Consider the following 21,048-nt stretch of genomic DNA (forward strand, 5'->3'; position numbering starts at 1 on the left):
TTTTGATTAGAGGAATTTTAATCGGCATTCTTGCTCTTGGTGTTGCGGGTACGGCCTACTGGGGTTACCAGGAGCATCGGGATAAAAATGCGGTCCTGTTAAATGCTGAAAATAACTATCAACGGGCATTTCATGATTTAACCTATCAAGTCGATTTGCTTCATGACAAAATCGGCACGACGCTGGCGATGAATTCGCGGAAGTCGCTTTCTCCGGCACTTGCCGAAGTTTGGCGAATCACTTCGCAAGCACACGGGGATGTAGGGCAATTGCCGCTAACCTTGCTGCCGTTTAATAAAACAGAAGAATTTCTGGCGAATATCGGAACTTTTAGTTATAAAACAGCGGTTCGCGATTTGGATAAAACGCCGCTTTCAGATCAGGAATACAAGACATTGCAAACCCTTTATAAACAATCCGGGGATATTCAAAATGAGCTCCGCAATGTTCAACATATGGTTTTAAAAAATAATCTGCGCTGGATGGACGTGGAAATGGCGCTCGCTTCAGGCAAGGAAGCAGCGGATAATACGATCATTGATGGATTCAAGACAGTTGAAAAAACCGTTTCCGGCTATGATGAAACGAATTTTGGTCCAACGATGACCAATATGAAGAAAACAGATCTAAATTATAAAAAAGTCCAAGGCAAAAGAATTTCTCGTACAGAGGCTGTAAAGATTGCAAAGCAATATTTGCACTTCGATGGAGATACAAAGGTAAAAGTAACGGAAAACGGCAAAGGTTCGAATTATGGTTTTTATAGCATTGCTTTAAAAAACACAAATACTGGGATGGAAGCCAGCATGGATCTAACAAAAAAAGGTGGACACCCGATTTGGTTTATCAATGCAAGGGATGTAAAAAAACAATCGATCAGCTTAAATGAAGCAAGTAAAAAGGCGGTTGATTTTTTGCAGCAAGCCGGTTTTAAAGGGTTGGAACTATACGAGAGCACACAGTATGACAATATAGGTGTTTTCAATTATGTTACAAAGCAAAACAATGTGCGGATTTATCCTGAAGCGATTAAACTGAAAGTTGCGTTAGACGATGGAAGTATTATCGGTTTTTCGGCTGAAGAATACTTAAAATCATTGCAGAAAAGAAAACTTCCTGCGCCTGCAATGACAATTGAGCAAGCGCGGACAAAGTTAAATCCCGGCTTGAAAGTCATGGAGGAAGGACAGGCGGTAATCGTAAATGATTTAAATGAAGAAGTTCTTTGTTATGAGTTTTTAGGCACGATTGGCGAAGATACGTACCGGATTTTTATCAATGCGAATACAGGCCAAGAAGAACAAGTTGTAAAATTAAAAAATGCTGAAGCCGTTTATAAGGATGTTCTCTAGGAGAAGCAAGAAGTGCTTTTCCTTTTTTTTTTTAATGTAATAATAAGGATGCAGGATGGGGGAAGGAAGTGATGGTACGCCATGATCCAAATTGGCGATAGTTTAACATTGGAACTGAAAAATGCGGAGCAGGTTGAAAAGCTGAAATGCCGCATAGTCGATCGCAAAGACAACTTGCTTTATATAGACTATCCAATTAATTTACGTACAAACAAAACGGCTTTTTTATTTGACGGAACTCAGTTGAATGCCACGTTCATTGACCAAGATGGAACCTCTGTTTATTTGTTTAAATCGGAGATTGTCGGACGGGTGAAAATCAATATTCCAATGCTTGTTCTTACGTATCCGGGTTCAGATGGTTTAATCAAAATTCAGCGAAGGAACTATGTTCGAATTGAAGCGGCAGTGGATGTTGCGATCCATCCATTGGGAAATGAATTCGAACCGTTTACTGCCGTTACGGATGATATTAGCGCAGGGGGCGCTGCTGTGTTGATTCCGCATGAAATAACGCTGCAACCGGATATGATGGTTAAAACATGGATTGTACTTCTATTACAAAATGGAGAATTCCATTATCTGTCGCTTCGAAGCCGAATTGTCAGAGTCATCCGCTATAACGAGACGATGAACAAACTTTCATTGCAATTTAATGACATATCCAATATGGAGCGGCAACTGCTGCTTCGTTTTTGCTTTGAACGGCAGCTTGAAATCAAGAAGAAGGGGCTTCTCACCTAGAATAAAAACGCCATCGGGTTGAATAATAGAAATAGATTAAGTGGCGGGGTGTTCGCATGAAAACAGTTGAGAGAATCATGATAAAAGTTGTGATCATTCAATTTGGTGTTCTTTTGTTTTCACAATGGTTTTTTCATCAGGTGAATGCTTTTCCGAAATTGACGCAAATGGCAAAATATGAAGGGGTAAACGAAAATACCAAGGTGGAAATCCTTGAAACGTTTAAGCGAAAATAAATTTGACACTTTTTGAATAAGGGCAAGCGAAAAAAGACAGGTTCATTTGTTCTTATGGTACAATAAATAACGGGATACATAAGTGAGCTTTTTTGCGTTTTCTTTCTAAATGATTCTGTATATTTTTGCTTCAGACAAATGGGAAAAGCCGTAAAAAGTGTTTGACTAGCTTTTGAATTTAGGAGGAACTATGGAGAAAAAATTATCCATTGCAATAGATGGCCCGGCAGCTGCCGGAAAAAGCACTGTAGCGAAAATTGTTGCTGAAAAATTGGCTTATATTTATATCGATACGGGTGCGATGTACCGGGCTTTAACATATAAAGCAATTGCCGACCATGTGAACCTTGAGGATGAAAATGCTTTATTAAATGCATTGCTTGCCATCGATATTCAGCTCGTTCCATCTGAAAACGGCCAGCTTGTTTATGTGGATCATCAAGATGTTACAATGGCAATTCGAACGAGTGAAGTGACCAATTCTGTTTCGCTTGTGGCCAAACAAGAGAAAGTCCGGAAAGAAATGGTGAAAAGGCAACAGGAATTTGCCAAAGAAGGCGGAGTTGTGATGGATGGCAGAGATATTGGCACCTATGTTTTGCCGCATGCGGAAGTAAAAATCTTCTTACTTGCCAGTGTCGAGGAACGGGCGAAACGCCGCCATGAGGAAAACATTCAAAAAGGATTTTCTTCCAATCTTGAACAGTTGAAGGATGAAATTGCTAAACGGGATCAGATTGATTCAGAACGGGAATTTGCCCCCTTAAAAAAAGCTGATGATGCAGTCGCAATTGACACCACGTCGCTTACCATTTCCGATGTTGTTGGAAAAATAATGGCCATTGTGTATGAAAGGATGGAAAATGAATGACCTTTTATTCATTTGCACGATCGGTTGTTAAATCGATTTTCACGCCTCTATTTCGCATTGAAATTATTGGACTGGAAAATTTTCCGAAAGAAGGGGGGGTGCTTCTCTGCACGAACCATATCCATAATTTTGATCCGCCGGTAGTCGGAATCACGACACCAAGACCCGTTTATTTTATGGCAAAAGAAGAGTTGTTCAACGTTCCTGTACTAGGTGGAATCGTTGGAAAATGCAATGCTTTTCCGGTGAAAAGAGGAATGAGTGACCGTGAAGCGTTACGAAAAGGTTTAAATGTATTGAAAGAAGGGCATGTATTAGGGTTGTTCCCGGAAGGAACAAGAAGCAAGACAGGCGAACTAGGAAAGGGTCTCGCTGGAGCGGGCTTTTTTGCATTGCGTTCACAGGCAGCAGTTGTTCCTTGTGCGATCATCGGTCCATATAAGGCTTTCCGGAAACTAAAAGTCGTTTATGGAAAACCGATTGAGATGGATGAATTAAGAAAAAACAGGGCGTCGGCGGAAGAAGCGACTGAATTAATTATGTCCGAAATTCATAAACTTATTACTGGGCATAAACAGTTTTCTGCTTGACAAAACAAGGCTTTTATAAGAAGTTTATTAAAAGGGTCTTTTTTTGAATTTTCTTTTTGTTGCTGAATCTGTTTTTTATCCAGCGTGCATGTTGGACATGCACCAAAAGATATATTTTTTATCAGTCAAGTGATTAAGGAGGAGTACATATGACGGAAGATATGAACCAGATCGAAGTTAAAAATTTTGAAATTGGTGACACTGTAACCGGAAAAGTTACAAAAGTAGAAGAGAAACAAGTGATTGTCGATATTCAAGATAGCAAGCTTGATGGCATCATTCCGATTAGCGAGCTTTCAAGCCTCCATATTGAAAAAGCATCAGATGCTGTTGCTGAAGGAGATGCGCTTGAACTAGAAGTGCTAAAAGTAGAAGAAGATGCGCTAATTTTATCAAAGCGCAAAATCGATGCAAAAAAGGCCTGGGAAAAATTGGAGCAAATGTTTGGAAAGGGCGAAATTTTCGATGCTGAAGTGAAGGATGTTGTAAAAGGAGGCCTCGTAGTTGATTTAGGTGTGCGCGGCTTTGTTCCGGCTTCCCTTGTTGAAGCCCATTTTGTTGAAGATTTCTCCGACTATAAAGGACGTACTCTTTCCTTTAAAATTGTAGAATTGGACAAAGAGAAAAACCGCTTAATTTTATCCCATCGTGCAGTAGTGGAAGAAGAAAAAGGAAGAAAAAAACAAACCGTTCTTGACTCCCTTGCTCCTGGACAGGTACTGGAAGGTACGGTTCAGCGGATCACGGACTTCGGTGCGTTTGTAGATCTTGGCGGGATTGACGGCCTTGTGCATATCTCCCAGCTTTCCCATGAGCATGTTGATAAGCCTGCCGATGTTGTTCAAGAAGGGCAAAAGGTGCAAGTAAAGGTTTTAAATGTGGATCGTGACAATGAGCGAATTTCGTTGTCCATTAAGGAGACATTACCGGGGCCATGGGCGAATGTTGCAGAAAGAGCGCCTAAAGGCAGTGTGCTTACAGGTGCAGTCAAGCGCCTTGTTTCCTATGGTGCGTTTGTAGAAGTCTTCCCTGGAGTAGAGGGACTTGTTCACATTTCCCAAATTGCCCATAAACATATAGGAACACCGCATGAAGTACTGAAAGAAGGACAGGAAGTAAAAGTAAAAGTCCTTGATGTAAATGAAGGAGAACAGCGTTTATCCTTAAGTATAAAAGATCTATTGGAAAAAGATGTGGAAGAAAACTTGGATTACGAGCTGCCGGAAGAATCCAAGGGCTTCCAGCTTGGTGAAATGATCGGGGATAAATTAAAGAATCTGCGAAAATAATGGTGATAATTCGTGTCTAGGTCAGATCGGAAATGGGATCACATCCGCTATGCCGCTGAAGAAGAACAAAAGCATACGAAAGCTTTTGCTGACATTCATTTTGTCCACCAAAGCCTGCCGAATTTAAGTGTGAACGATATTCAATTCGATTTAAAAATTGGCGAACTTTCTTTAAGTTCGCCAATTTTTATCAATGCCATGACAGGTGGCGGCGGTGAGAGGACTTACCAAATAAATAAGGGACTTGCGCAGGCAGCGAATTTGTCGGGTGTAGCAATGGCAGTCGGTTCGCAAATGTCAGCCTTAAAAAATGCCAAGGAAAAATATACATACGAAGTGGTTCGCGAGTACAATCCAAACGGCATCGTCATCGCCAATCTTGGAAGTGAAGCAACGGTTGAGCATGCGCAACGAGCCATTGATATGATCGAAGCAAACGCTTTGCAGCTGCATTTGAACGTAATTCAGGAATTGACAATGCCAGAGGGGGATCGCGATTTCACAGGTGCGTTGAAAAGAATCGAAACCATTGTAAAAAATGTTTCTGTCCCTGTAATCGTAAAAGAAGTAGGATTCGGAATGAGCCGCGAAACCGTTTTGTCGTTGAACTCTGCTGGAGTGACGATCATTGATATTGGAGGCGCAGGTGGCACCAACTTTGCAAAAATTGAAAATCGAAGAAGAAGTCAAGCTCTTTCCTTCTTTAATGATTGGGGCATTCCTTCTGCAGTATCGATTGCAGAGGTAGCCGATAGTGCGCCGGAACTGGCAATCATTGGTTCAGGAGGAATTCGTTCTGCTCTCGATGCAGCGAAAGCCATTGCCCTTGGAGCGGATGCAGTCGGGATCGCGGGGGCTTTTTTAACCATCCTTTTGGAGCAGGGGTGTGAAGGCCTTCTCGAAGCGATTAACACCTTTCATATGGAATTAGCCTTGATCATGACCGCACTTGGGACTAAAACAGTAGCTGAACTGCAACAAGCTCCACTTGTCATTGCTGGAAAACGGACCATTGGCTTAAACAAAGAGGGATTGACACAATAAAATACAGCATCAGATAAAAAGGTAAAAAGCTCTCGCGGCTGCGAGAGCTTTTTGCCTTTTTAGTCCGCTTTGGAATCGTTCATTGAGCGGGCTTCTTCCGGGCTTTGCAGCTTTGTTGCTCCCGGGTAGTGCAAGGCCTGATCACGGTCAGACTCAACTCTTCTGCTTGCTTTAAGTTTTTTTTCCTGACGATCTTTACCCATCATCCTACACCTCCTCTTTTTAAGATGGTGCAGATTGGAAAGATTATTCCGGGAAGTATGAAACTCCTGTTGTTGTACCGATAATGGAAAACATAGGAGGTATGCAGGGTATGGAAGGATCCATGTTTTATTTTCTTTTTTGGTGTTCGTGGATTTATATAACATTTATAATGAAAAAAGAAAATCCTTTTCGGACAAAACTGGCTGCTGCTGTGTTAATCGTCATCATCTTGGCTGATTTTTCAATACCAATCGGAAATAATAAGGTGTATGCAGGCGGTCTTTTTTTATTAATCATCACCTATATGGCTGCAAAGAAAGTGAAAGGGAAATCTTTGGCCTATTTTTTTATTTGTTCCTTCATCATCCTGATTGCTTACGTAACATTCCACTTGTTCGAACTATTTGATCCAGTATGGCTTATTTTAAAAAAAGAGTGGATGATGGGCATCATCCTCGGTTATTTAGCCATTTTGCTGCAAAAAAATATTTGGGGGCGGCTTTTCATTTTGATCAGCGGAACGATGCAAGGTGAGATTCTCTATGCTTTTATATTAAGTAAATATGGTTTCGGTTATCCAATAGCAGGTCTGGCCTATTTGGATTCGTTTTCCTTAACAGCAGTGCTGCTGATTCTTTGGAGTGGAATGGAGAATTTCAGCGTTTTATTTGAAAGGCATATCAATGTTGCGGAACGCGGAAAAGAAAAATCATCTTAAGCCTACGCAAGAAGAGGTGTTGATGTTGCGCTCACCAAGGGCGAGAAGGCTCTTAATCGACGGGCTGACCAGGATCCTTTCGCCTTTTGTTCTTGCGGGAGAGGATTAACATTTGTTACTATAATAAAGTTAAGCCCTTCTTCTTCAGGAAGGGTTTCTTTAGCGAAAAGGCATTTAATTTAGAAATGATACTGCGGATAGCTTTTGTTATCGTTGAAAAAAATAGATGGAGCATTTGTTGTTAGTAGTAGAGAAAGGGTGGTTTTAAATGGTGAAACCTGTGATTGCGATTGTTGGCCGTCCGAACGTCGGTAAATCAACGATTTTCAATCGGATTGTTGGCGAAAGAGTCTCCATTGTCGAGGATATTCCGGGAGTAACACGTGACCGGATATACAGTTCGGGAGAATGGCTGACACATGAATTTAATGTAATTGATACAGGAGGCATTGATATTGGCGACGAGCCTTTTTTAGAGCAAATTCGCCAACAAGCTGAAGTTGCGATTGATGAGGCAGATGTCATTATTTTTATTACAAACGGGCGTGAAGGTGTGACAGCTGCTGATGAAGAAGTAGCCAAGATTTTGTATAAGTCAAAAAAACCGGTTGTATTAGGTGTCAATAAGATTGATAATCCGGAAATGCGGGATCAGATCTATGATTTCTACTCCCTTGGATTTGGAGAACCGATCCCGATCTCCGGGTCACACGGGCTAGGTTTGGGAGATCTTCTTGATGAGGCGGCAAAGCATTTTCCGAAAACGAATCAGCAGGATTATGATGACGACATGATTAAGTTTTCCTTAATTGGGCGGCCGAATGTTGGTAAATCTTCGTTAGTAAACGCCATTCTTGGTGAAGAACGAGTGATTGTCAGCGATATAGCTGGAACGACAAGAGACGCGGTTGACTCCATTTACACGTATAATGGGGAAAAGTATGTCATAATTGATACGGCGGGAATGCGAAAAAAAGGAAAAGTATACGAAAATACCGAAAAATACAGTGTACTCCGGGCATTAAGAGCGATTGAGCGGTCGGATGTGGTACTTGTTGTTATAAATGCAGAAGAAGGAATTATTGAACAAGATAAAAAAATTGCCGGATATGCTCATGAAGCAGGCCGAGCTGTCGTAATAGTTGTCAATAAATGGGATGCTGTTGAAAAAGACGAAAAAACAATGAAGGAATTTGAAGAAAAAATTCGCGATCATTTTCTCTTTCTCAGCTATGCACCTATCGTGTTTTTGTCGGCCAAAACAAAGAAACGAATCCATACGTTGTTGCCAATGATTAATCTGGCGAGTGAGAACCATGCAATGCGGGTCGAAACGAGTGTATTAAATGATATCATTATGGATGCAGTAGCAATGAATCCGACGCCTACTGACAAAGGGAAACGGCTGAAGATTTACTATACTACCCAAGTTTCGGTTAAACCGCCAACCTTTGTGGTTTTCGTCAATGATCCGGAATTATTGCACTTTTCCTATGAACGGTTTTTGGAAAACCGGATCCGCGATGCTTTTGGATTTGAGGGTACACCCATCCGGATTTTTGCAAGGGAAAGAAAATAAGAGAGGGCGTGAAAGAAATGCAGCGAACTGGCGAGAATATGACTGTGCTGGGAGCGGGAAGCTGGGGAACAGCACTGGCCATGGTGCTGGCTGATAATGGCCATCAAGTAAGGCTGTGGAGCCACAATGAAAAGCAAGCTGAAGAGATTAACCTCCATCATACGAATAAAAAATATTTGCCCGGAATCTCTTTGCCTGAGTCAATCAGAGGTTTTGCATCCTTGAATGAAGCATTAGCAGAAATCGAAACGATTATTATAGCCGTTCCGACAAAGGCAATCCGCGATGTTGCCGCGAAAATTCGCTCTGTGCAAAAAAAGCCGCTTACGATTGTCCATGTAAGCAAAGGAATAGAGCCAAATACGCTTTTACGTATTTCGGAGATGATTAAACAAGAGGTTCCGAAAGAAATGGTAAAAGATGTAGTGGTTTTATCCGGTCCAAGCCATGCGGAAGAAGTCAGCTTGCGCCATCCAACGACCGTAACGGTTTCTTCGGAAAATATGGCTGCGGCGGAAAGGGTTCAAGATCTGTTTATCAACCAAAACTTTCGCGTTTATACGAACCCGGATATCATTGGGGTGGAAATCGGCGGTGCTTTGAAAAATATTATCGCCCTTGCTGCAGGTATTACGGACGGTCTCGGTTATGGCGACAATGCGAAAGCGGCGTTAATGACAAGAGGATTGGCGGAAATTGCCCGCCTTGGAACGAAAATGGGGGCAAATCCATTAACGTTTTCAGGCTTAACAGGAATCGGCGATTTAATTGTTACGTGTACAAGCATACATTCTCGAAATTGGCGCGCAGGGCATTTGCTGGGAAAAGGCCGTACCCTTGATGAAGTTCTTGAAAATATGGGCATGGTGGTTGAAGGAGTTCGAACAACCAAGGCCGCATACCAGCTTGCTGAAAAGTACGAAGTTTCAATGCCGATCACGACTGCTCTTTACCATGTCCTATTTGACCATGTAAAGCCAAAAGAGGCTGTTGACGCTCTCATGGCACGCGGAAAAACAAATGAAATGGATGATCTGATCAACATTTTGGTAGAACGATAATTTTAATGCACAAATTCAGCTAAAATAGGCATTCTAACGATACCTAAAGCATTGGAATTGCATAAAATGCAACGAAGCAAACTGGTAAAATGAAACGGGAGTTTGGGTATGTTTAGTCAATGGACTGAAGTCAGAGTTTCGCCCCTCTAGCTTTCAGTCTTTTTCTTTTTTTGAAAGTTATGACTATGGTATAATAAGCCTCTAGAAGGGGAGGGGTTTGTTTGTCGCCAGGGATAGTGAAAATGTGGATTTCCATTGTTGGGATGGGGTTAATGTTTATGGCAATTGCTGCGATTTACTTAAGCCGCTTTAAACTTAAAGGGGTACTGCGCATTTTCACCGCTGTACTTGCTTATATCTTCTTGATGATTTCGGGAATCATTCTATTTCTTGTCCTTTTTACATAACGAAAATTGCTGATCGTATCACATTCTTGCTTTACTTAATCCAAAGAAAAAATCCTGCTATAAAACAAAGGGTGAAGGACATTGAGGGTTGCCGCAATAGCAATAGTGCTTGCCGGGGTGGCGGTATTTTTATCAGGGTGCATGTACCCTAAAGAAGAACTTGCAAAAAATCGAACACCTTACAAGGATCAAGTCCAAGCAGTACAAACCGCAGTCGATTCGTTTCAGAAGGATAATGGGGGAATTCTGCCGATTAAAACGAAAGACGCTGACACGCCAATCTATCAAAAATATCCGATAGATTTTAAAAAAATAGTTCCAAAATACCTCGTCGATCCTCCGGGAAATGCTTACGAAAACGGGGGCGTTTTTGAATATGTTCTGATTGACGCAGAAACAAAGCCAACGGTAAAGTTGCTTGATGTTCGCATGGCCGATGCGATACGGGATCTCAAATTAAGAATAAAAGCCGGCGGATACCCTCCGTATAAAAAAAGACTGGCAGATAATGTGTATACGCTTGATTATCATCAATTAGGGCTTGAAAAGCCGCTCTATGCAGTTAGTCCTTTCACACACCGAAACCTTCCATTTGTCATAACTGGAACAGGTGAAATTTTTGTCGATTACCGTGCAGACCTCTTTCAGGTAATCCAAAAAGGAAGGTATACGCTAAAGCCGGGGGTGGATATCCGATGGATTTTAACGAAAAATTCGCTTTTCGTTCCTGCCTACTCGCTGCCGTATACGATTGATGCCAAAACGCAAGAGCCGGTTTTTTTAAATGGGAAATAAGAACCTTTTCGCTTTTAAAAGTTAACACATGAAAAAAGTCATAACCCTTTTCCTTAGAAATATATTGTAGGAGAAGGGTTATTTGTTTTGTGTACTCTTATTTTTTGAATAAATAGGTGAGTATCGGTAAGGAGGTAAATAAATTTTTAGAAAAAATGTCATAACAGCATAGGACAACATCATAAATATATACTGTCCAAAAATACCTAGATGGATAATATTATCCCACTAACTCTATGATCGGGAGGGGATCATTTGGAAAAAGTAGATATTTTCAAAGATATTGCGGAACGAACTGGCGGCGATATTTATTTAGGCGTTGTTGGTGCGGTTCGGACTGGCAAATCAACGTTCATAAAAAAATTCATGGAACTGGTTGTTTTGCCAAATATGACAAATGAAGCCGAGAGAACACGTACACAGGATGAATTGCCGCAAAGTGCGGCAGGCAAAACCATTATGACAACTGAACCGAAATTTGTTCCAAACCAAGCGACGACGATCCATGTTGATGAAGGTCTTGAAGTAAATATTCGTCTTGTCGACTGTGTCGGCTATACGGTTCCAGGAGCAAAAGGATACGAAGATGAGAATGGGCCAAGAATGATCAACACTCCATGGTATGAAGAGCCGATTCCGTTCCATGAAGCAGCAGAAATCGGTACCCGAAAAGTTATTCAAGAGCATTCAACAATCGGTGTAGTTATCACAACAGACGGAACGATTGGAGAAATTCCGCGAGCCAACTACTTGGAGGCGGAGGAACGGGTTATTGAAGAACTGAAGGAAGTCGGTAAGCCGTTTATTATGGTCGTAAACAGCGCCCAGCCGCACCACCCAAATACGGAATCATTAAGAGCAAGCCTAGCAGAGAAATACGATATTCCTGTTATTTCGATGAGTGTTGAGAGTATGCGTGAAAGCGACGTATTAAACGTATTAAGGGAGGCGTTGTATGAGTTTCCGGTGCTCGAAGTCAACGTCAACCTTCCTAGCTGGGTTATGGTGCTTCGAGAAAATCATTGGCTCCGTGAAAACTATCAGGAAGCCGTTAAAGAAACGGTTAAAGATATTAAAAGGTTAAGAGATGTAGATCGAGTGGTCCAACAGTTCAGTGATTTTGAATTCATTGAAAGAGCTGGTCTTGCCGGAATTGAAATGGGGCAGGGGATTGCGGAAATTGATCTTTTCGCACCTGACGAGTTATACGACGAAATTTTGAAAGAAATTGTCGGCGTCGAAATCAGAGGGAAAGATCATCTGCTTGAACTGATGCAAGATTTCGCCCATGCGAAAGCGGAGTACGATCAAATCGCGGATGCTTTGAAAATGGTGAAACAAACGGGGTACGGAATCGCTTCACCATCGCTTGCAGATATGAGCCTGGAGGAGCCGGAAATTATTCGGCAAGGTGCCCGCTTTGGTGTCCGCTTAAGGGCAGTAGCTCCATCGATTCATATGATTAAAGTCGATGTTGAGTCTGAATTTGCCCCGATTATCGGTACAGAAAAACAGAGTGAGGAACTGGTTCGCTATTTAATGCAAGATTTTGAAGAGGATCCACTATCCATTTGGAATTCTGATATTTTTGGACGCAGCCTCAGTTCCATCGTCCGCGAAGGAATTCAGGCAAAACTGTCATTAATGCCGGAGAATGCAAGGTATAAATTAAAAGAAACCCTTGAGCGCATAATCAATGAAGGTTCAGGCGGATTGATCGCAATCATTTTATAATCAGACTCTCTCAAGCAGAGGGTCTTTTTTTTATATATGAACAGAAAACAAACTTCATCAGCAAGAAATCATCCGTCAAATGAAACACCTAAAAACAAAAACCGCATTGCGTATGATTCGCCAGAAACAGACAGGATATTACAAATTTATTGCAACCATGAAAAGATTGCCATTATTTCTTGAAATGTTCTTGATATGGGGAATTGATTATGATAATCTTTTAACAGAATTAACGTCATAACGCTAAAAAACCTTTATTTTACAAGGTTATTGTCAAAAATGATTTGCAGTTTGGCAACCGTTCCTTTAAACTATTTTTTAGAAGTAAAAAAGGCATCATGACGTATAGAAACATGCAAATTTGTTTAAGAATGTAGATAAGTAAACTTATTTACTATGAATTCAACTTTTTTGGGAGGAGGTGAATGGCATGAACAAGACAGAACTAATTAATGCAGTTGCTGAAGCTAGCGAACTTTCTAAAAAGGATGCTACAAAAGCAGTTGATGCTGTTTTTGATTCAATTCTAGATGCTTTAAAAAATGGTGATAAAGTGCAATTAATCGGTTTTGGTAACTTTGAAGTCCGTGAGCGTGCAGCCCGCAAAGGCCGCAATCCTCAAACTGGCGAGGAGATCGAAATCGGAGCAAGCAAAGTTCCAGCATTTAAACCAGGTAAAGCGCTTAAAGATGCAGTTAAATAATTACATATTCTAATTGTTTTAAGCGAATGTTTAACCAGAAGGCCATGGAAAAATTCCATGGTCTTTTCACTTAAACGAAACCTCGACAGTTGGAGCATCGGACAAAGTCAGAGGTACTTACGTCTGCTAAAGAAATATAGCTACTCTTTCATTCGGCTGACGAGAGAAAGTTTTTCGTTTTGCTTGCGGTTAAAGGGTTATGCTAAGATGTATTATATTAGATGGATGTTTGCTAGGAGGCTGTAGGATGACAGAAGTCAATCGTGCCCAAATTGAAGATGCGGTGCGTTTAATATTGGAAGCGATTGGAGAAAACCCCAATCGAGAAGGATTGCTTGATACTCCAAAACGTGTTGCAAAAATGTATGAGGAAGTTTTTAGTGGGTTGAACGATGACCCGAAACACTATTTTGAAACCATTTTTAGCGAAGACCACGAGGAACTTGTCCTTGTAAAGGACATCCCTTTTTATTCAATGTGTGAACATCATTTGGTTCCGTTTTATGGGAAAGCGCATGTAGCCTACCTTCCGCGCAATGGACGTGTTACCGGTTTAAGCAAACTGGCAAGGGCGGTTGAAGCTGTCGCCAAACGTCCGCAGCTTCAAGAAAGGATTACTTCTACGATCGCGAATGCCATAATGGAAAAGCTGGAGCCGCAAGGTGTGATGGTCGTAGTGGAAGCGGAACATATGTGCATGACGATGCGCGGTGTGAAAAAACCTGGTGCAATCACGGTCACTACTGCTGTTAGGGGATTGTTTAAAGAGAATGCCGAGGCACGGTCTGAAGTTCTCGCCCTTATCAAGAAAGGGTAATCACGAATTACCGAATGGGGGATAATATGGAAAAGGTTAACTCGCAAAACAATGATTATGTTGTCATTAAAGCAATTGAAGATGGGGTTAGTGTGATCGGTTTAACAAGAGGGTCCGATACAAGATTTCACCATTCGGAAAAGCTTGATAAAGGTGAAGTCATGATTGCGCAATTCACTGAACATACTTCAGCGATAAAGATTCGTGGAAACGCGAAAATCTTTACGCGGTTTGGCGAAGTAAGCAGTGAATGGAAAAAATAATCAATTGATACGTGCTCGCCAGTTGGCGAGTTTTCATTTCGCATAACAAGCATACGTCTCTTTGAACCTCATTTATACAGATAATTGTTTTTATTTTGTGAAACGCTGCTCAGGAGAAGTCTTTTATGATATAATTGTGACTGCCTTGTTTAATGTGGAAAGAATAGTGAAAATAATAGTACAATGAATGGAAGTTTTTAAAAATCGGATGTTGATCGGGAACATTCAGTATAAATGATACTTTGGGGAAGCAAGGGTGATCAATTTGCAAGACATTCGACAAAAGTTAAAGGATATTAAGGAGCAGGTGGAGCAAAGAGTTACCCATCCCTACTTGACTCAATTTATTCAAACGCCCATTATTGATGAAGACAAACTTCTACTCCTTATCTCGATAATGGATCAGCTTGACTTGCCGTACAGCCAGCTGAAAAATTACGCAGTCACTACCATGTTAATCCAAATTGCCCTTGATACCCATGAAACTGTCTCCAATTCACCTGTTACCGAAAGCGAAAAGAACAGCCGGATAAGCAGGCAGCTGACCGTACTTGCCGGAGATTATTATAGCGGTTTATATTATAAACTTCTGGCAGAAACAAGTGATATTTCTTTAATTAAGATTTTGGCGCATGGAATTAAAGAAGTAAATGAGCATAAAATCTCGGTTTATCAAAAAGAGTATGATGGCATTGAAAACCTCATGACAAGCATCAAATTAATTGAAAGTTCGCTGGCTAATAAAATTGTAGACTATTTTCAAGTGACAATTTGGGATGAAGTGGCGGCAAACTTTCTGTTTGTCAAGCGTCTTCTCTTTGAAAAGAAGCAGTATAACCAGAAGGGAAATTCCCTTGTTTTTGAAGGACTGAAAAAGATTGTTTTTCCAAAAAACGGCTCAAAGCTATCGGATCTTTCTAATGAGCAAAGCCGCTATTTAATGCATATTTGTGACCGTTATATTGAGTTTTCAAAAAATATCATTGAAGATGGAATCAAACAATTACCCGGAATCAGTCAAGTGCTAAAAGATCGAATTTTAATGATTCTACATCAGCATCAGCCTATTGCCAAATCTTTTGTGGAAGAAGGTTAGGATTCATGCAGCAGTCGAAAGAAGAAAGAGTTCATCACGTTTTTGAAACAATATCCGAAAACTACGATAAGATGAACTCTGTCATCAGTTTTCAACAGCATATTAAATGGCGCAATGATACAATGAAAAGAATGAATGTGCAGCAAGGTTCAAAAGCGCTTGATGTTTGCTGTGGAACAGCGGATTGGACCATTGCATTAGCTGGGGCTGTCGGACCTTCCGGAAAGGTTATCGGGCTGGACTTTAGTCAAAATATGCTTAAAGTCGGAAAAGAAAAAGTGAACGAATTAAAGTTGGAGCAAGTAGAATTGATCCATGGAAATGCAATGGAGCTTCCCTTTCCAGATCATCAATTTGATTATGTAACAATTGGATTTGGTCTTAGAAATGTCCCTGATTATATGCAAGTTTTAAAAGAGATGCATCGGGTTTTAAAGCCCGGAGGCATGGCTGTATGTCTTGAAACATCACAGCCAACAATGAGTGGATACAAACAGCTGTATTATTTTTATTTTCGGTATATTATGCCATTATTTGGTAAATTATTTGCTAAAAGTTATAAGGAATATTCATGGCTGCAAGAATCGGCACGCAGCTTTCCAGGGATGAGGGAGCTTGCGCGAATGTTTGAACAGGCAGGCTTTAAAGATGTATATTATAAGCCGTATAGCGGTGGGGCAGCCGCTGTTCATATTGGTTTCAAAAATTAAGACAAATGAGTGCAAACAGGATGAAAAAGCAGGGTGAATACAAATGAAATTAAAAATGATGTATTCATTTTTGAATTCGGATATTGACATAATTGAGAATACGCTAGAAGAGACGATACAAGCGGATTCTCTTCTTTTAAGACAAACTTCATTGCATACATTGCAAGCCGGAGGAAAAAGGATTCGTCCTGTTTTTGTTTTGCTTGGTGGGAAATTTGGCCATTATGATATACATATCATGAAAAATGTGGCTGTTGCCCTGGAACTGATTCACATGGCATCCCTTGTGCATGATGATGTGATCGACGATGCCGAAATTCGCAGGGGTAAACCGACGATAAAGGCAAAATGGGGAAACCGGGTTGCGATGTATACGGGTGATTATATTCTTGCACTTTCTTTAGATATGATCACCAATATTAACAAACCGGTTGCGCACCAAATTCTGGCAAATACGATTGTTGAGGTATGTATTGGCGAGATTCAGCAGATTAAGGATAAATACCGTTTTAATCAAAACTTTCGCGATTATTTCCGCCGAATCAAGCGGAAAACAGCACTCCTCATTGCAACAAGCTGTCAATTAGGGGCAATTGCAGCAGGTGTGGAGGATACGATACATAAGAAACTTTACCGGTTTGGGTACTATGTGGGCATGTCTTACCAAATTATTGATGATATTTTAGATTTTACGTCTACAGAAAAAACTTTAGGCAAACCTGCTGGAGGCGATCTATTACAGGGAAACGTAACAGCGCCTGTTCTGTTTGCGATGGAAGATGAAACGATTCGCAAACAGATTGAAACAGTGACTGAAAATATGGGGCAAGCGGGAATTGAAAAAATAATTGCTCTCATTAATCAATCGGGGGCAATCGAGAAATCAATGGCATTAAGTGACCTGTACTTGGACAAGGCGCTTAAAATCCTTGAAGAGCTGCCCGCAAATAAAGCAAAACGAACATTGCAGGATATAGCAAAATTTATAGGCAAGCGCAAATTTTAATTCTAAATGTTTTCTCAATTCGGAGTTGCGAAATTTTCTAAACAATGGTACTATTTTCGTGGATTGTTCACTTAGGCAATCAGTATACATAATGATTTAGGAGTGGAGTTCATGGAAAAGACATTTTTAATGGTAAAACCAGATGGAGTGCAGCGTAATTTAATTGGCAGTATTGTTTCCCGTTTTGAAAGTAAGGGCTTTCAATTGGTCGGTGCAAAGCTCATGCAAATTTCGACAGAGCTTGCCGAGGAGCATTATCGCGAGCACAAAGAGCGTCCATTCTTTGGCGAGCTTGTCGGCTTTATTACATCTGGACCGGTGTTTGCAATGGTTTGGCAAGGGGAAAATGTTATAGCAACTGCACGGAAAATGATGGGCTCAACCAATCCAAAGGATGCTGCCCCGGGAACAATTCGCGGCGATTATGGTTTAACGGTTTCTAAGAATGTAATCCATGGCTCTGACTCTCCGGAGAGTGCTGAGCGGGAAATCGGCCTATTTTTTAAAGATGGCGGTTTACTTGAATATTCGAAGCTGGCTGACGAGTGGGTTTATTAACTTGAAAAAAAAGCGCTTGTATCCTATTGCATACGAGTGCTTTTTTTTGCATCCGTTTCCAAGTTAGAAACTTATGCTGGTTAAAATAAGGAGAAAGAAAGATGTCACAAGACTATCAGGAATTTATTGCAAACATCAAGAAAATGACCGGGATTGATCTTTCGCAGTACAAGGAAGCTCAAATGAAGCGCAGGCTGACTTCTCTTTACGAAAAAAAAGGACTTGCTTCATTTCATGAATTTTTTCGGGAAATAAGGAGAAGCCAGCACCTTTTAACTGAGTTTCTTGATCGAATGACCATTAATGTCTCTGAATTTTATCGGAATTATAAGCGCTGGGAAGTCCTTGAAACGAAAATCATACCAAAAATCTTGGATAAAAATAAGCGGCCGAAAATATGGAGTGCCGCCTGTTCAACGGGGGAAGAACCATACACGATTGCAATGGTGATGTCGCGGTTTTTGCCTCTTCAGGACATTTCAATTACAGCAACTGATCTTGATGAAAATGCGCTGATCCGGGCAAAAATGGGACACTATCATGAAAGATCGTTAAATGAAGTTCCGGATGTAATCAAACGCAAGTATTTTAAAAAAAACGGTGAATTTTATCAAGTTGTCGATGAACTAAAACAGACGGTCACCTTTAAAAAGCATAATCTCCTGGCTGATCCATTCGGTGGGCCATATGACCTGATTGTTTGCAGGAATGTGCTTATTTATTTTACGGAAGATGCGAAAGATAAACTATATACAAAGTTTAGTGAGGCATTACGGCAAGATGGCATCTTTTTCGTTGGCAGCACCGAACAGATTTTTAATCCAGGCAATTATCAGTTTGAAACAGAAGATACATTCTTTTACCGAAAAAAATAAGGAGTCCAAAAGGCTCCTTATTTTTAGTTAACAGAGCGAAATTATATTATTTTGAATAATTTTACTATGTTTCTTTTTAGCCATATGGTATATTGATACAAAATCCTTTAATGAGTTGAAGGGGGAAAGAGAATGAGATATTTAACTGCGGGAGAATCACATGGTCCGCAATTAACGACCATTTTAGAGGGTTTGCCGGCTGGAATGCCGCTTGAAGCAACAGATATTAATCAGGAACTGGCCAGACGGCAAAAGGGATATGGTCGTGGTAGAAGGATGCAGATCGAAAAAGATACTGTCCAGATTACATCTGGTGTTCGCCATGGCTATACACTAGGATCACCAATTGCGTTAATTGTCCAAAACGACGATTGGAAACACTGGACACAAATAATGGGTGCTGAGCCACTGGAACAAGGGGCTGAAGAAGAAGTAAAAAGAAAGATTACAAGACCCCGCCCAGGTCATGCTGACCTAAACGGAGCCATTAAATACGGACATCGTGATATGCGGAATGTGCTTGAGCGATCATCAGCGCGGGAAACGACTGTCCGGGTAGCTGCCGGAGCTGTAGCCAAAAAACTGTTATCCCTAGTAGGTGTAGAAATAGTTTCCCATGTTGTCGAAATTGGCGGGATAACCGCAGAAGTGGATTCCTCGCTGCCAATTGATGTTTTAAAAGATCAAACGGAGGCTTCCCCTGTCCGCTGTGCGGATCCTGATGCAGCAAAGAAGATGATGGAGGCAATTGACATTGCGAAATCGAATGGCGATTCCATCGGAGGCGTGGTTGAAGTGATTGCAACCGGGATGCCGGCTGGTGTTGGAAGCTATGTTCATTACGACCGTAAATTGGATGCGAAAATTGCTGCAGCCATTGTTAGCATTAATGCGTTTAAAGGGGTGGAGTTCGGGATAGGCTTTGATGCTGCTAAAAAACCTGGAAGTGAAGTCCACGATGAAATTACATGGAATAGCGAACAGGGGTATTCTAGAAGGACAAATCGTCTCGGCGGATTCGAAGGTGGCATGACAACCGGGATGCCAATTGTGGTACGCGGCGTCATGAAGCCGATCCCAACCTTATATAAACCGTTAAAAAGTGTCGATATTGAAACGAAGGAACCATTTTCCGCCAGCATTGAACGGTCGGACAGCTGCGCGGTTCCGGCAGCAAGTGTTGTAGCTGAAAACGTTGTTGCATGGGAATTGGCCAGCGCGTTGGTCGAACAGTTTTACAGTGACCGCTTCCAAACGTTTGCAGAAGAAATCGAGCGAGAGCGGCAATTTGCGAGGGATTTTTAAAATGGATACAGTTCAAATCCAAACCGATTCAAAAAGCTATGATGTCTATATTGGCGAAGGGGCATTGGACAGGATCCTTCCTTTTTTAAAGAAGCACTTCCCTCGGCTTACAAAACTGCTGATCATCACGGATGAAACTGTTGCAGCATTGCATCTTGAAACATTGCAGGAAGCTTTACAAGGGAGCAAGTCCAGTGTGTTTATCGCTCCTAGCGGTGAAAAAGCAAAAACGTTTGATATGTTCTACCAGGCGCTAACGACCGCTTTGGAGAACAGGCTTGACCGCTATTCCGCTATTCTCTCTTTTGGAGGCGGTGCAGTTGGCGACCTTTCCGGGTTTGTAGCGTCTTCATTTATGAGAGGAATTCCGTTTATCCAAATTCCCACAACCATACTGGCTCATGATAGTGCAGTTGGCGGAAAAGTCGCGATCAATCATCCGCTTGGGAAAAATATGATTGGTGCTTTTTATCAGCCCGAGGCGGTTTTTTACGATTTGAAACTAATCAAGACGCTGCCGCAGGCCGAAATTCGCTCGGGTTTTGCCGAGGTCATTAAACATGCGCTTATTCGGGATCCTGATTTCTATCAATCGCTTGTAAACGATATTCAAAATCTTGGTTCGTTATCGACCGAGCAGCTTCGAAAGGCATTAGTCCGCGGCGTTGAAATCAAAAGGGAATTTGTTTCAAGGGATGAGCGAGAAACAGGTGTTCGGGCATATTTGAATTTTGGCCATACTCTTGGTCACGCAATTGAAGCCGAAATGGGATACGGGAATAGTACCCACGGCGAAGCAGTTATGATCGGAATGATCTTTGCGTTATCGCTGAGCAGGGAATTATTTGATTTGACCTTTGATTTGCAACAGTTTAGAAAATGGGTTCGCAGCCTTGGATATGAAACAAACATTCCACCGCATCTTCTAGATGATCGTTTAGTGCAAAGAATGAAGCAAGATAAAAAGGCGATTGGCGAGTCGATTCACTTTGTTTTGCTTGAACGGCCAGGCAGCCCTATACTTCAAACCATTTCGGATGAGTTGGTACTGGAGCAGCTGAAACGGTTTAAATTACAAAAGGAGGATTAAG

Annotated in this window: 24 protein-coding genes; 23 read left to right on the forward strand and 1 reads right to left on the reverse strand. The window is 41.3% G+C overall.

Translation table 11 applies throughout. From position 1 onward, the window contains the following. Positions 1 to 2 precede the first annotated feature (2 nt). From ypeB to fni, 7 genes are all read left to right on the forward strand, one after another. The gene (gene ypeB / locus ACQYAD_RS09780; RefSeq protein ID WP_430237716.1) at positions 3 to 1,352 is read left to right on the forward strand and encodes a germination protein YpeB; all 1,350 of its coding nucleotides are present in this window, start codon (positions 3 to 5) and stop codon (positions 1,350 to 1,352) included. A gap of 81 nt (positions 1,353 to 1,433) precedes the next feature. Beyond that, entirely contained in the window at positions 1,434 to 2,096 is a 663-nt protein-coding gene (locus ACQYAD_RS09785; protein WP_430237718.1) for a flagellar brake protein, read from the forward strand. Between the two features lie 56 nt (positions 2,097 to 2,152). After that, a complete protein-coding gene (locus ACQYAD_RS09790; RefSeq protein WP_430237721.1) occupies positions 2,153 to 2,332 on the forward strand; it encodes a YpfB family protein in 180 nt (59 codons plus the stop codon). Positions 2,333 to 2,522: 190 nt separating this feature from the next. Continuing rightward, a complete protein-coding gene (cmk, locus tag ACQYAD_RS09795) occupies positions 2,523 to 3,203 on the forward strand; it encodes a (d)CMP kinase (RefSeq protein ID WP_430237723.1) in 681 nt (226 codons plus the stop codon). Beyond that, positions 3,200 to 3,793 carry a lysophospholipid acyltransferase family protein gene (locus ACQYAD_RS09800; RefSeq protein WP_430237724.1) on the forward strand — a complete coding sequence of 198 codons (594 nt, stop codon included), beginning with the start codon at positions 3,200 to 3,202 and terminating at the stop codon, positions 3,791 to 3,793. The genes cmk and ACQYAD_RS09800 overlap by 4 nt, the downstream gene beginning before the upstream one ends. Before the next feature lie 149 nt (positions 3,794 to 3,942). Beyond that, positions 3,943 to 5,082 (forward strand): 30S ribosomal protein S1, encoded by a 1,140-nt coding sequence (rpsA, locus tag ACQYAD_RS09805; RefSeq protein WP_430237726.1) that lies wholly within the window; start codon positions 3,943 to 3,945, stop codon positions 5,080 to 5,082. Between the two features lie 12 nt (positions 5,083 to 5,094). Continuing rightward, on the forward strand, positions 5,095 to 6,126 hold the full coding sequence (fni, locus tag ACQYAD_RS09810; RefSeq protein WP_430237728.1) for a type 2 isopentenyl-diphosphate Delta-isomerase: 1,032 nt from the start codon (positions 5,095 to 5,097) through the stop codon (positions 6,124 to 6,126). Positions 6,127 to 6,185: 59 nt separating this feature from the next. On the opposite strand, the gene ACQYAD_RS09815 is transcribed toward fni, so the two are convergent. Continuing rightward, entirely contained in the window at positions 6,186 to 6,329 is a 144-nt protein-coding gene (locus ACQYAD_RS09815) for a YpzI family protein (protein ID WP_430237729.1), read from the reverse strand. A 110-nt stretch (positions 6,330 to 6,439) separates the two neighbouring features. On the opposite strand from ACQYAD_RS09815, the gene ACQYAD_RS09820 reads away from it, so the two are divergent. From ACQYAD_RS09820 to aroB, 16 genes are all read left to right on the forward strand, one after another. Beyond that, positions 6,440 to 7,048 (forward strand): YphA family membrane protein, encoded by a 609-nt coding sequence (locus ACQYAD_RS09820; protein ID WP_430237730.1) that lies wholly within the window; start codon positions 6,440 to 6,442, stop codon positions 7,046 to 7,048. Positions 7,049 to 7,316: 268 nt separating this feature from the next. Further along, positions 7,317 to 8,627, forward strand: coding sequence for a ribosome biogenesis GTPase Der (der, locus tag ACQYAD_RS09825; protein WP_430237732.1), 1,311 nt, complete (start codon positions 7,317 to 7,319; stop codon positions 8,625 to 8,627). A gap of 17 nt (positions 8,628 to 8,644) precedes the next feature. Continuing rightward, entirely contained in the window at positions 8,645 to 9,688 is a 1,044-nt protein-coding gene (locus ACQYAD_RS09830; protein WP_430237734.1) for an NAD(P)H-dependent glycerol-3-phosphate dehydrogenase, read from the forward strand. Between the two features lie 221 nt (positions 9,689 to 9,909). Then, positions 9,910 to 10,095 (forward strand): DUF2768 domain-containing protein, encoded by a 186-nt coding sequence (locus ACQYAD_RS09835; RefSeq protein ID WP_430237736.1) that lies wholly within the window; start codon positions 9,910 to 9,912, stop codon positions 10,093 to 10,095. A 141-nt stretch (positions 10,096 to 10,236) separates the two neighbouring features. Next, positions 10,237 to 10,890, forward strand: a complete 654-nt coding sequence (locus ACQYAD_RS09840) for a hypothetical protein (RefSeq protein WP_430238772.1) — start codon at positions 10,237 to 10,239, stop codon at positions 10,888 to 10,890. A 255-nt stretch (positions 10,891 to 11,145) separates the two neighbouring features. Beyond that, complete coding sequence (spoIVA, locus tag ACQYAD_RS09845) at positions 11,146 to 12,624, forward strand: stage IV sporulation protein A (RefSeq protein ID WP_430237738.1); 1,479 nt, start codon at positions 11,146 to 11,148, stop codon at positions 12,622 to 12,624. A 430-nt stretch (positions 12,625 to 13,054) separates the two neighbouring features. Beyond that, positions 13,055 to 13,327 carry a non-specific DNA-binding protein Hbs gene (gene hbs / locus ACQYAD_RS09850; protein WP_034676225.1) on the forward strand — a complete coding sequence of 91 codons (273 nt, stop codon included), beginning with the start codon at positions 13,055 to 13,057 and terminating at the stop codon, positions 13,325 to 13,327. Positions 13,328 to 13,574: 247 nt separating this feature from the next. Then, positions 13,575 to 14,144, forward strand: a complete 570-nt coding sequence (gene folE / locus ACQYAD_RS09855; protein ID WP_430237740.1) for a GTP cyclohydrolase I FolE — start codon at positions 13,575 to 13,577, stop codon at positions 14,142 to 14,144. 26 nt (positions 14,145 to 14,170) lie between these two features. Next, a complete protein-coding gene (mtrB, locus tag ACQYAD_RS09860; protein ID WP_430237743.1) occupies positions 14,171 to 14,407 on the forward strand; it encodes a trp RNA-binding attenuation protein MtrB in 237 nt (78 codons plus the stop codon). Between the two features lie 256 nt (positions 14,408 to 14,663). After that, positions 14,664 to 15,503 (forward strand): heptaprenyl diphosphate synthase component 1, encoded by an 840-nt coding sequence (locus ACQYAD_RS09865; protein ID WP_430237744.1) that lies wholly within the window; start codon positions 14,664 to 14,666, stop codon positions 15,501 to 15,503. A gap of 5 nt (positions 15,504 to 15,508) precedes the next feature. Then, a complete protein-coding gene (locus ACQYAD_RS09870; protein ID WP_430237745.1) occupies positions 15,509 to 16,213 on the forward strand; it encodes a demethylmenaquinone methyltransferase in 705 nt (234 codons plus the stop codon). Between the two features lie 43 nt (positions 16,214 to 16,256). Next, positions 16,257 to 17,219: a heptaprenyl diphosphate synthase component II gene (gene hepT, locus ACQYAD_RS09875; protein ID WP_430237747.1), complete on the forward strand. Its 963-nt coding sequence runs from the start codon at positions 16,257 to 16,259 to the stop codon at positions 17,217 to 17,219. A gap of 111 nt (positions 17,220 to 17,330) precedes the next feature. Further along, positions 17,331 to 17,777 carry a nucleoside-diphosphate kinase gene (ndk, locus tag ACQYAD_RS09880; protein WP_430237749.1) on the forward strand — a complete coding sequence of 149 codons (447 nt, stop codon included), beginning with the start codon at positions 17,331 to 17,333 and terminating at the stop codon, positions 17,775 to 17,777. A 101-nt stretch (positions 17,778 to 17,878) separates the two neighbouring features. Further along, positions 17,879 to 18,652, forward strand: coding sequence for a CheR family methyltransferase (locus ACQYAD_RS09885; RefSeq protein ID WP_430237751.1), 774 nt, complete (start codon positions 17,879 to 17,881; stop codon positions 18,650 to 18,652). A 132-nt stretch (positions 18,653 to 18,784) separates the two neighbouring features. After that, positions 18,785 to 19,957: a chorismate synthase gene (gene aroC / locus ACQYAD_RS09890; RefSeq protein WP_430237752.1), complete on the forward strand. Its 1,173-nt coding sequence runs from the start codon at positions 18,785 to 18,787 to the stop codon at positions 19,955 to 19,957. Position 19,958: 1 nt separating this feature from the next. Further along, the gene (aroB, locus tag ACQYAD_RS09895; RefSeq protein WP_430237754.1) at positions 19,959 to 21,047 is read left to right on the forward strand and encodes a 3-dehydroquinate synthase; all 1,089 of its coding nucleotides are present in this window, start codon (positions 19,959 to 19,961) and stop codon (positions 21,045 to 21,047) included. The last annotated feature ends 1 nt before the right edge of the window (position 21,048 follow it).

Origin of the sequence: Neobacillus sp. SM06 (assembly GCF_050496765.1) — a bacterium.
Taxonomy (GTDB): Bacteria; Bacillota; Bacilli; order Bacillales; family Cytobacillaceae; genus JAEVLT01.